The organism is Flavobacterium beibuense (assembly GCF_004151245.1).
GTDB lineage: Bacteria > Bacteroidota > Bacteroidia > Flavobacteriales > Flavobacteriaceae > Flavobacterium > Flavobacterium beibuense_A.
In genome coordinates this window covers 436,097-449,609 of the sequence record NZ_JUIW01000001.1, presented here as the reverse complement: position 1 = coordinate 449,609, position 13,513 = coordinate 436,097, and the positions used below count along the sequence as shown (strand labels likewise).

The window sequence follows — 13,513 nt, the reverse complement described above, 5'->3', positions numbered from 1 at the left end:
CCTGGTGAACGATCAGCTGAAGTTCTACTACGTCGTAACATGCTGTTTGTCCCGATTGAATTCTTATATATAATACCCCTGAAGGGTTATTAATTGTAATATAATTATATGCTGAAGGATTTAAAACAGGGTTTGTACCAAAGTCAGCATCATCAATAGTTTCATGAACAGTAGCAGTACTGTTTGGTATTTGTCCTTCAATAGCATCAAGTACTGCCTGAAGGTTAAATATTGCAGAACCATCTGCATTAAAATCACACTCTTCTAGCGGAGCAGGATTTTGAGCTACCGGAGCCTGAATAACCTGTAACGGAACAGTTACTACAATCCAACAACCTGTAGCGGTAGAAGTTACCCTTGCAAAAATATCTGTAGTTGGAGAAACATAAATATTTGGAAGTGCAGTAGCAGGATCCCCAATTTCTGCAGCCGATTGCGAATCAAAATAAGCAACGCTAAAGCCTGCCTGGAATCCTGTAACATTTCCATCGTGATTATGAAGAATAAAATCTGCCTGGCCATTCACTTCCTCACAAGCTGTATAAACAGGTGCAGGATTATTTATTACAGGCAATGTATTTACTACCGTATTAAAAGTTGTAACAGCAAAACATCCGTTAGGATTTTGAGACCTTACATAAACAGGTTCTCCCGCTGAAACAAAATTAACTGGATCAGCAATTGCATTCTGTCCTCCCGCAGGATTAGAAGCATCTGTCACAGACAGGTGATAAGTAAGTGTATATGGCCCTACTTCTGCTGCTCTGGTTGTAAGATCGAATGTTTCCTGTTGGTCACCATCAAAATCACAAAGACTATAATTGCTTATTACCTGTGGAGCCTGTGGTGTATCATTAACCGTAATTTCAAAAGAAGTTATTGAATAGCACGTTGAGTTAGCCGTATCTATAACTCTTGCATATATTGTTTGTCCTCCCGCAGCACTATTAGTATAAGCCGTTGGGTTAGCAATTGGTGTAGTTCCTGCCTGTGCCTGTGCAGATGAAGTATAGAATGATACCGAATAGTTTGCGTTGCCTCCTGTAACTTGAGCAGTAACCGAAGTTAAATTAAACTGCATGAATCCATCTGCGTTGTCATCACAAACCACAATAGGGGACGGCATATTAATTGTAGGAGCACTGGTTGTAATTAAATCAACTGTTGTAAAGGCAACACAATTGGTATTATTAGCATCCTCTGCACGAACAAATACAGTTTGATTTGCTGTAGGACTTTCGTATGGCGATGCTAATGCACCTGTATCGTTATCAGCGTCTGCCTGTGTTGCGTGATAAGTAATTACATAGTTATTACCTCCTGAAATAACGGCATTGTTACTATCTAAATCAAAAGTTCCTAATCCTGTAATACCGTCTGCACATTCGTTCATCGGTTCAGGATTTGTAAGTACAGGTGTAGGTGTAACTGTTATAGTTCCTATTTCGTTTAGTGTAAGTACACAAAACGGAGCTGCTCCATCGGTTACGCTTACAATTTCAAAATCAGTTGTTGCTGTAAGAGCCGGTAAATTAATAGTACCTGCACCGGTTGCATCAAGATCAACTACCTGAACAGTCGGGTTTGTACCTATAGTATAATCTACACTTCCGTTAGCAGGGCCTGTAAGAGTTATTATACCGTCTTCTCCGGCACATAATGGCGAGTTAGTTGTAAACAATAACTCATCCATTTCATTAATTGTAATTGTTATACTACCTGTTAAGGTTTGGCTACATACCACTGTATTATCAGAAGTAGTGATATTAGCGTCTTCAAGTGTATAAGTCGTATCGGCAAGATAACTTTGTGTAATAGTAAAAGTACCTGTTGAGTTTAGTGTTTGAAGCTGTGACGGACCTCCGTTTACATTGTAATGAAAGTTCGCGTTAGCCGGACCGGAAAAAGTAACCGTTACATCTGCACCCGGACAAGCGTCCTGAGGGTTTGCAGATACAGTTACGTTTGGAACCGGATATACCGCAATATTAAAATCGGTTAATGAATAACACCCTGTTGTATTATCTGTAACCTTTGCAAATATCTGCTGAGGGTTTGTAGTATTAGATATAATATTACCTAATGGAGAAGTGCCATCTACCGCATTAGCTGCAGTGGCAAAAAACTGTATCGTATTATTAGTAGTATCTGCATTGATTTGAGGTTTTAAAGCTCCTAAATCAAAAATACCTGTATTACCCCCTATGCTACATGTTCTTACTTCCTCCAACTGATTTGCTGTTGGAGGTGCAGGAAATGCTCCTGTACCGGCAGTTGCAGTACCTGTCCAGTTTAGCTGAAAACCACCGTCACCCATAGGTCTGTCTATTACAATGTAATATGACTGTCCCGGAGAAACGGTTAACCATCTAACATAGCCATTACCATCGGCACCAGGACCTGATTGTGTAATTAAAGTACTACCATACATACCCGTATGGTTATTAGATAACCCTGCCATCTCAGGGTTTGTGGTACAGCAACGTATAGGTGCCCCTAAAGCACCACAGGTAGCATTTGCAGGATAAACCCAAAAATCATAATCAACACCGATATCTGTATTATCAGGTATCAAATCAAACCCGAGAGTACCAGCCTGAGCAATGTTTATTTTAATCCAGATTGAGTTGTTTTCAAAGCCACCACAACCGGTAACTTCCTGAACGTTTCCTATTCCGTTTGCATTCGACACAAAAGTGTCATTACCACAAACTGTAATTGCATTAACACAATCATTAGGTTCGTTTTGGGCCATTGCGGTTATTCCTGCAAGAAGCAACAAACACGAGGTAATAATCTTTTTCATTTATTTTTTAACCTTTTTTAAAAACGGCAAAAATAGGTGATTTAAACTGTAAAACCACCTATTTTTGACTATGTAATCTTATTTTAACAGTAGCTTAAACTACTTCTTCACGATAAGAAACTCCGAACGCCTGTTTTGAGCATTTTGTTCGTCTGTACATTTCTCCCCGCAATTAACTTTTGGTTCAGATTCACCATAGCCTTTTCCGGAAATCCTGTCATTACTTATCCCTTTCGAAATAACATAAGAAACAGTTGCCTGAGCTCTTTTTTCAGAAAGCTTCATATTAAAATCTGCACTACCTTTTGTATCGGTATGCGACTTAACAAGAATTACCATTTCCGGGTAATCATTCATTATTTCAACTAACTTATCAAGCTCTTTGGCCCCTTCTCTGGTTATATTACTCTTACCAAATTCAAAGTTGATATCGGCAAGTTCAATATGCGTTTCTTTTATCAGTTCATTAACCGGTCTAAGAGCTGCCTCAATCATAACCGTTTTCTCACCTGTTTTAGCAAAAGTTATTGTTGCCGGCTCATAGCCTGTTTTTGAAACCTCAAGAACATAATCAGTATCACACTCCACATCATAAGAAGCCCTACCATCTGTTCCTGTTTGTTTTGTTTCGATACTATTTTTAGCATTATCAAGTATTGCCACTTTTGCATCGGCAAGAACCTTTCCTGTCTTTACATCTGTAACAGCTGTAATAGCTTCTACCCTACAAACTGGATTTGCAGCATAAATATTGTCTACGCCTGAACGATTTGACGAAAAATATCCTACATTTTGCTTTGTATTAAAACTGAAAGAAAAATCGTCTTTTTCACTGTTAACCGGTTTACCCAAATTTACAGCTTCACCTCCTTTGGTAAGATCAGCTTTGAAAATATCAAAACCTCCATAACCCGGACGTGAAACAGACGAGAAATAAAGCACATTATTATCTGTAATGAAAGGGAAATTCTCTTTACCCGGTGTATTTACATCCTTACCAAGATTAACCGGTGTACTATAAGTACCATCACTGTTAACACTCACCTTCCAGATATCTGTATCACCTAAACCACCCGGCATGTTTGAAGCAAAGTACAATGTTTTACCATCTGCACTAAGGCTTGGGCTCCCTACAGAATATGAAGTACTGTTAAAAGGAAGCGCCGTGATGCTTTGCCATTTGCCATCTACCTTAGTTGCTTTATATAAACCTATTTGTGCAAGTTTTACTTTTTTACCTTTTGTATACTGCCCTTCTGCATGGCCATCGCGTGCAAAATAAACCGTATTACCGTCTGCGCTTATAGCTACTGGGCCATCGTGAAAACGGGTGTTAAGCTCAGATACCGCAACAGCTTCAGAGAAAGAACCGTCAACATTTTTTACAGAACTGAAAATATCGATATAAGGCTGACCATAATCATCTGTTGCCGATGTATTTCTGGCACTTACAAAATAAAGTATGTTATCGTTAGACAGTACTGCCCCAAAATCACTTTTGTCTTTACTGTTTACATCTAACGCCGTAGCATCAAACATTTTGTTCTGACTGTTTAGTGAAGGGATATAATCAGGATTAGCTTTGTGTAAAACCGCTCTCTGATCATTAGGCATCATCGCTGCAAAAATATCCATCTGCTTATTTGCCTCTGCATATTTTCCTTGTGTTTTAAGAGCCGTAGCATATCTGTAATATGTTTCTGCATCCTGTTTTGTTTCAACTGCCTTAGAATACCATTTAGCAGCCTCATCCATATTAAAAACAGCATAATAACTATCTGCAAGCTGTTTGTACACATAAGCATCTGCTTTATTGCTGTTAGCAAGCTGAAGGTACTCTTCTATGGCAACAGTATAACGGCTGTTTTCAAAAAGCGCATCGGCTTTCAGGGTTTCTTTAGATTGGGAATACCCCTGTAATGCCATTAACAACCCTACTGCTATATATAATTTTTTCATGTTTAGAAATGTCTTTTAACAGATTAGAAGAATCGAGGTGAAACAGATACTTTTTTCCTGAAATTCAGGTCAAATAAAAGCATTACCTCGTGTGAAGCCGTAGTAGTAACATTTAAATCGGATGTTACATAATCGTATGCATAACCAATTCTAAGACCCGGAGTTATTGCATAGTTTACCATAGCCCCTACCGAGTCATCCAGCCTGTAAGTACCACCTATCTCAAACTTTTCAAAGAACAGGAAGTTTAAGGCCATATCGAGTGAAGTTGGCGCATCAAATGCAGATTTCATCATGAATGATGGCTTCAGTTTTGTATTATCAGACAGGTTGAAAACATATCCTCCCGATAAGAAGTAATGCTGAACATTTGAACTGAATTTACGCTCCTGTCCGCTATCAGTTACCTGCAGGTAGCTGTTTTTAAGCATGTTTGGCACAGAGAAAGAAACATAATACTTATCTGTATAATAGAATAAACCTGTACCAAAATTAAAGAAGGTATTGCTTGAGTTTTCCTTAAATGCCACATCACTTGTAGAAGGCACATAACCGTTACCAATGTCGCTAAACAAACCTACATTTTGAAAAGTAACTCCTGTTTTTAAACCTAATGCTAACCTGTGCTCACCTCCTAAATTTAATGTATAAGAGAAATCGCCATACACATTAGTTTCCTCAACCGGACCAATCTTGTCACTTATGGCAGAAAGTCCTAAACCTACATTTTTACCAACCGGGCTGCTTATTGACAGTGTTCCTGTTTTTGGAGCCCCTTCTATGTCTACCCACTGTGCCCTGTAAAGCAGTCCTCCCGAAAGGCTTTCTTTAGAACCGGCATAAGCAGGGTTAACCACATTCATAGTATACATATACTGGGTATACTGAGGGTCTTGCTGCGCTTTTGCATTAAATACTGATGCAAAGGCAAGAGCCATTGTTATATATATTTTTTTCATTGCTATGTGTGAAGTGAAATGATTAAAAAGAAAACCTGCCTGCCATGGCAGACAGACAGGCTGTCTATTATTAATTAACTTAATACTCTCTGCTTATATAAACCCATCCGGTAATTGACTCTCCGTTAGATTTATTAATGCTATAGAAGTAAGTACCGTCAGGAAGCTCATTGCCTTTCTCATCCTGACCGTGCCATTCGTTATTGTATCCGTTAGACTGATGGAACACTTTTTTCCCATAACGGTTGAAGATAACGATCTCCTGAACCCCAAGATCTGTAAGATCGAAGGTGTCGTTATCTCCATCACCGTTAGGAGATATACCACGTGGTATCTGGCACATTATAGTTTCAACTGTGTAGCTTGCCTCACCAGTACAAGAACCTGAAGTTACCGTTACGGTAAACACTAAAGGAAGTTCAAGACTGCCGTTTGCCGCATAGTATTCAGCCACATTAAACTCTGAGCTGTTACCTACTGCTACACCGCTTTCATTTCTCCATACATAGCTTACATTGCTATCAAAAGTTCCGTTTACAGCACCAGCTGTTAACCAAACATTCTCTCCTCTACAATCTTGTGTAATTGCAACAGAAAGGTCTCCCGCAATTGTAACCGTTGTAGTATAAGTACCTCCTACATTACATGTTTCCTCATCCATAGCAACTGTATAAGTAACATCATATGAACCGGCAGTACTTGCCATAATATCTATTTCACCCGTTGTCGCATCTAATGCAAGTCCGGCATCCGAAGTAAACGTACCTCCTGTAAAGAAATCTCCCAGAGTAGTTGGCATTGGGTTTTCGCTATCATAACAGTATACACTGTCATAGCTAAACTCAACTACCGGTGTAATACCTTCCGTAAGCTCTACAGTGGTTGTATAAGTACCACCACCTGTACATGTTAACGGATCTATGTCTATAGTATAAACTATATCGTGGATACCCTGTGTTGCACTAGAAAGGTCTATTATACCTGTTTCTGCATCTACAGTAAGTGTTGTCGAACTGAATGTACCTCCAAAAGTAAAGCCTTCGGCTATAGAAGGAACAAGCTCTGCTCCTGAGTTAAGACAAGAAGGACTATCATAACTAAACTCAACAACTGCTACTGCTAAATCAGTAATTGTTACAGTAAATGTTGTAGTTCCGCCTTCAAGACAATCTCCTGTCGCTACCGCATAAGTAACATTGTAAACTCCTGCTGTTGTGTTAGTAAGATCTATTTCACCTGTTGCAGCATCTATAGCAAGACCTGCTTCGGCAGTAAACTCACCTCCTGCATAGAATCCTGCATCAGTAGTTGGCACCGGGTTAGTTGTTTCAGCAATACAGTATGACTCAGCATAAGTAAAGCCTGTTACAGGAGTTACTAATGTGTTAAGTGTTATTGTTACTGTATTTGTACCTTCAGGGTTACAGTCAACAGCTTCAATAGTATAAGTAATATCATAAGTACCGGCAGTACTTGTTGTCATATCAATTTCACCTGTTGCAGCATCTATAGTTAATCCTGCAGGAGTAGCTGTAAATGTACCACCTGTTGTAAAATCTGTATCAAGAGTAATTACCGGATTAGCTTCTGCCATACAGTAAGTATCAGCATCATATGTAAATCCTACTACAGGAACAAACACTTCATTAATAGTAACATCAATTTGTGCCCTTAATCCTTCACATCCCTCTGTATTTGCATAAGCAACATAATAAGATGTAGTACCTACTGTTGTAGTAGACGGTGTTGGAGCTCCCGCTAATGCAGTACCTCCTACCGGATCTGTATACCATACTAAAGTGTGATCTGCTAAAGCCGGAGCGGTTAACGGATCGGCTGTTGCACCTTCACAGTACTCAACCGGAGTAACTACTTCTGGAACATCATCCACAGCAACATTAGCAATTACAATAGTGTTTTCACAGTAACGTGTATTCCAGTAGAATGTATAGTCACCGCTGGCAATAAGTCCGCTTACAGTTGTAGTGCTACTTGCAGCATCTGTAAAGACAACTTCTGTAGGGTTGTTTTCATCAGCACTCCACATACCTGTACCTCTTGCTTCAAGCTCAATCGACTCTTCAGTACAATCAAGTTCCTGTGGCTGAGTAATAATTTCATTATTTGCAGTAACACTTACTGCGTCTAATAAAATACCTATACCATTATCTTTTGCTCTAAAAATAATTCTTGTTGTATTCTGCCCTGCAGGAACATCATAAGTACCTTCAATAAACTGCCATCCGGTTGTAGTTGGTACTTCTTCCAGTAATACAAACGGACCTGAAGGCGGACCTGCAAATGCCTGGATTATATTACCCTGGAATCTTGTAGACACAGCATAAGAATAGTTGTATTGTGTAACCTCTGAGCTGTCAAAATCCTGATAGATACCCTGAATATTAACCATATCTGAAGGATCATAAGGATTATTTGGCGTTAATAACTGGATTACCTGTGTTCCGTCATAAGCAACAACACCTTCGGCATTATATGCATCAAAATAGAATATAGAATCCCAGTCCGGCATGTTGTATCTCCATCCTGAAGTTACTTCATACCTTGTCATGTTATCTAAAAGTCCAAATACTGTTGTAGGGTTTTCAAAACTTCCGTTTACAGCATCTATAGCACAAAGGTCGTTTGGTGTTTTAACACATACACTAAATGTATATTTGTTAGACGCACCCGTGTTAAGTGATAATCTTATCTTATATGTATCTCCCACTACAGTTGCAGTTGAGTAAGCAGCAACAATTGCATTGTTATAAGAACAAGACATTTCTTCCAGTGTAGTACCATCAACATGATAAAGTGTTAATGTTACATTAGGATGAGGAGGGTTACCTGTACTTGCATAATAATCTCCGGAGAAGTCTATCAGTTCAACAATATGTGCTGTAGAGGTAGCTTCAAACTCATACCATACGTCTCCATTATTGTTACCTGCACAAGACATAGGCTCAGAAGAAACCGTAGCACCATAGAACGATGCATTTGCGGATGAAACCTCACATGTTTCTGTTGGGTTTACTTCTAAAGCAATGGCATTTGCAGAAGAATCGTTTCTAACAAACTCGTAAGGACCTGACCAGAAACTCTCGTTTCCTTCACCACATATTGCTCTTACAAAGAACTCATAAGTTCCTGCTGTTAAAGAATCAAAATCTGCAGCAACAGGGCTATAAGTAGGCGTAGTATTCACAATAGTACCTGACTGAGGTAATGTACCGTTTCCAACAGGCTGAATATATACTTCCCACTGTGTTTCTGTTCCACCGGCAGTCCATGATAGCGTACCGTTTTGGTTTACAGATAAGTTTGTAGGATAAGGACATGTAACAGTACTACATGAAGCAAAACCTTCATAAATAACATCATTCATTGGTCCAAAAGGCGCAGGGCTTGTCCAAATAGTGGTTGTACCCTGCTGTATAGTAACAACAGTATTAGCACTGTTACCCGGCACATAACCTATACCATCCCAAAGTAATGAGAACTCTACACCATCACATAAGAACACTGTGTACGTATTAGTTGCTCCGGCACTGGAACTTGTTAAATCTAGCGTACCTACAACTAATCCGTTTTGAATAACCTGAACTTCACCTGAAAGACCTCCTGATGATGGATTAGTGATAGTAAATGTATACTCACAAGCCGTAGCTAACGGACATAGTGTTGTAAACTCAAATGGTCCTACCCATTCGCTATCTCCCGTTTCACAAGCAGCTCTTACATAGTATTCATACTGAGACGCCTCAATTAATCCTGTTTTTGTATACGGATTGTTTGTTACGTTTGAAGTTAAGTATGCAGGATCTCCGTCTCCTACAGGAGCACCAAGACCTGCCGGCTGTACATATACATCCCAAGCTGTTTCTGTACCTGTGCTTTCCCAAGCTAACTGAACTGTTGTATCTGCAATATTGTTAACCGTAAGATTTATAGGTTGAGAACAAGCCGGTATGTCTTCAATCATTACATTATCAATAACATAAAGCTGTCCTCTGTAACCCCATGGATTTGGTGTTTCCTGAGGTATATGCCATGCAATATTAATATTACCTGTATAACCTGTAAGGTTAATCACTTTTTCCTTCCACTCCATGTTATTAAGCGGGTTAGGATCTGTATCTGTAGAATATAATACCTCTGTAAAGTCAGCAGGCTCTATACCTGTTGTAGAAAGTAATATATCAAGGTCTTCTTCAAAGAATGAATCTTCAACTCTGTAGTAAAATCTTAAACGCTGACCGGCAGTTACAGTAATTGTTGGCGAAATTAACCAGTCGTCATTCTCACCGTTACTACCTGTAAACATACCTGCAGTTTCTATACCTGCATAAGGGTTTGTTCCACCGTTTAATATAAAGTGGTTTACGTCACCGTTATCATTTCTTATTACCCAACACTGTTCTGTAGTTGAGTCAGCTTCAAATGTTTCAAGGAATGGTGCAGGGAAAGCATCACATAATGTTTTAAATGTGTATGGCCCAATCCATTCGCTTTGGTCTGTATCGTTACAGTACGCTCTTACATAAACCTCATAATGTGTATCTGAAGTAAGTGTACCTGTTGTTACTGAGTATTCCGGATCATCTACAGTTGTTCCTGTAGAAGGTACACCTGTACCAGCCGGCTGTACTACAACCTGCCACTGATCTTCTATAAATCCTGCTGTCCAGGACACATCTGCAGATGTAGTTGTAATATTTGTAACTGTAATTGCAGACGGGTTAGGACAAGCCGGAGCTTCACCAATTCGTACATTGTCTATCTGCATACCGGAAAACGCTGTAGAAGTATCAAATGTTGGCGGAACTCTGAAGGCTATATAAACCGGTCCGTTGGCATTAATATATAATGCTTTTTCTATATAATCTGTATTGGTAAACTCCATTAATGGCATAATTACCGAGAAGCTCGCAGGGTCAGTATCTGTAGTAGACATTAATACCTCCACCCCTAATCTTGGTGTAGGGAAGAAAATGCCCACTACCGCTTTGTAATCAAACTTAAGTTCTTTAGTACCTACAACATTAATAGCCGGAGAAATAATCCAGTCATCAAAAGAAGCAGGCGGAGCACCAAATCCGGATCTTTGTATTCTTGCATCTGTTACAGAAGCTGAGAAGTTTTGAAATACCACGTTATCTCCATTGCCATTAACCGGTGTCCAGCAGAATCTATGTGTATCCAAATCATTATCAAAATCTTCAGAAAAAGGCACATCAAAAGTACCACACTCTGTAATAAAATTAAACGGACCTACCCAGTTACTCTGGTCGGTACTGTTACAATATGCTCTTACATAATATTCATATTGAGTTGAATGATCAAGCTCATCTGCAAGGAAGTTAACGTTTGTAGTAGCAACCTCTCCTTCAACCGTAGGAACACCAGAACCTACCGGCTGAACAACAACTCTCCATTCTGTTTCATTAAGACCCGGATCCCATGAAAGCTCTGCCGTAGAGGTAGTTAATGTACCTACTGAAAGGTTTAACGGATCTGGACATGCAGGAGCATCTTCAATATACACGTCGTCTATTGAAATCCTGGTAGCCACACTACCTGTACCCGGCGTTACAACAAAAGCAATGTTTACATTACCAGTCATAACCGGTAAGTAAACAAATCTTTCAACAAAACCGGTATTAGTAATTTGCGTTTCAGGCATTACAGTTGTAGTAAAGTCTGATGCACCTATACCCGTTGTTGAAATTTTTATTGAATAACTTGAAACACCTCCTGTAGACCTGTCTTTAAAACGTATTCTTTTCATTCCTCCTGTAAAGTTTACCTGAGGAGAAACCAACATATCGTTATTTAAGTCTGCAAACGTATTTGTTTGTAAAGTAGCATAACCACCTAAATATGTCCACGTAAAGTTGTCACCATTAATATCTACAGGAATCCAACAAGCCTCAGGTGCTGTTGCCGAAGCTCCCGTAAATTGAGTAGAATATGGTAAAGGAAAAACATCACACTGTGTTTTAAACTTATATGGTAAACTCCATGGTCCCGGTACACCACCGCAAACCGATCTTACATAGAAGTCATAAGTCGTACCTGCTGCCAAACCTGTAACCGGATTGTCAATATTTGTAGTAGTATCTGTACCTGTTGCAGGCGCTGGAGAACCCGTAGGTACAGCTGCATACTGCCAGTTACTCATTAAGTTGTTTGTATTGTCCCAAGAAAATGAAACAGTATTTTGCAATAAATGAGAATACGTAAATACTGCTGGTGGTGGGCAGTCTGCAGTACTAACCGTAATTTTAAAACTAATACTTGCTGTTGCTGTTAATTGAGAGGAAGCAACTATAATATAAGTAGTACCGGCTTCTACATAAAGGTTAGGTATAACTTTAGTTACACCTTCTGTTGTATTATAAGTACCGGCTATACACTCTACTCCAACATTAGAACAACCATCATATACAAGTAACGAACCATAGTCGTTGGTACTTGGAGTTGTTATAAGGTGGGTTAATGTAATAAGTCCGCTTGTAGTAGGCGTATAAGAGAAGAACGCCTTAGCACCATTTAAGTAGTTTTGAGTTACCGTAGAAGGTAAACAGTTTGAACCCTGTGTAGTATAAGTAACTGCCGGGTTTTGAAAAACATTCAGGTTTCCTGCATATACATAAGTATTACCATCGTCCGGTATTACAATAGGCTCTGCACAGGTTACACCTAAAATATTTGTGCTTAAATTGAAAGGTCCTGCCCAAATACTTTCAGATTCAGAACAGATAGCCTTAATATATACATCATAATCAGTATCAACAGCTAAACCTGAAGCCGAGTAGGAGTTATCAGTATCAAACCCTGTGGTTCCCGGAGGTGCACCATCCGCAACAATCTGAATTTGGAAATCACTTGTTGTAGGATGTGTCCAGTTTAACTCTGCTGATTGCGTTCCTATTGATGATACCGTAAAGTTTGCAGCTAAAACAGGATCACACACCTGTGGTGCCTGGATAGATACATTATCAATAAACCAACTGTTAGCATCTGGTGTTGCACCAGGTTGATCGTTTATTAATACAAAAGCGACATAAACATCTACAGTAGTACCCAATCCAGAAAAAGTAACAACTTTTTGTCCGTAAGATGTACTAAGATCACTTTCTGTAAAAGTAGCAAGAGTAGTTGTAAAACTTGAAATATCTGTTTGTGATGCTGTAGAAACCTTTATCTGGTATATGTTACCATGATTTGTCGCATCACCCTGTTTTGTATAAAATTTAATCTGGTCACCATTAGAAACATTTACTAAAGGTGTTACCAAATAATACTGAGCAGTGTTGCCTGCCCCAATGTTCTCTGCAGTCGGGTTAATAAAAGCAGCCCCTGTGCTTAAATTGTAACCGTCTGTAGAAATACCAAAAGGTGTTGTACCTAGCCCATTGTTGGCCTGAGCCCATGTGGCTGGTATTCCACTTTCAAAAGTTTCGGTTGCTAATTGCGCATTTGCTGTAAAAGCAAACAACAGAAAAAACATCAAAAAAGATGCTTTACCTAATACGCTTTTAGGCACTACCGGATGGAAAAGCCCTGAAAATATTTTCAGGAATTTCACCAATAACTTTGACGTTATTAGTAATTTTTCTCTCATAGTTAATAGTGTTTAGAATAGTTAATAGCAGTTGTTAATCACGTAAACAAATATTAACAAAAAGAAAACACATCTATAATAGTATGCTTTAAGAATTCAGTAATTTTTAAAGTAAAAAAAGAGATAAAAACACTTGACTATCAGTTAATTAAAAGCAAAAAT

The 13,513-nt window shown here is 39.0% G+C and carries 3 protein-coding genes and 1 pseudogene; all 4 read right to left on the bottom strand.

Features of this window, described 5'->3' with window-relative positions:
• Positions 1 to 2,806 (bottom strand): annotated as a pseudogene (locus NU09_RS02150) (hypothetical protein); the annotation flags it as partial.
• A gap of 99 nt (positions 2,807 to 2,905) precedes the next feature.
• Positions 2,906 to 4,765 (bottom strand): OmpA family protein, encoded by a 1,860-nt coding sequence (locus NU09_RS02145; protein WP_129749599.1) that lies wholly within the window; start codon positions 4,763 to 4,765, stop codon positions 2,906 to 2,908.
• A 23-nt stretch (positions 4,766 to 4,788) separates the two neighbouring features.
• Positions 4,789 to 5,724 carry a type IX secretion system membrane protein PorP/SprF gene (locus tag NU09_RS02140; protein ID WP_129749598.1) on the bottom strand — a complete coding sequence of 312 codons (936 nt, stop codon included), beginning with the start codon at positions 5,722 to 5,724 and terminating at the stop codon, positions 4,789 to 4,791.
• Positions 5,725 to 5,803: 79 nt separating this feature from the next.
• The gene (locus NU09_RS02135) at positions 5,804 to 13,351 is read right to left on the bottom strand and encodes a choice-of-anchor J domain-containing protein (protein WP_129749597.1); all 7,548 of its coding nucleotides are present in this window, start codon (positions 13,349 to 13,351) and stop codon (positions 5,804 to 5,806) included.
• Positions 13,352 to 13,513: the final 162 nt, after the last annotated feature.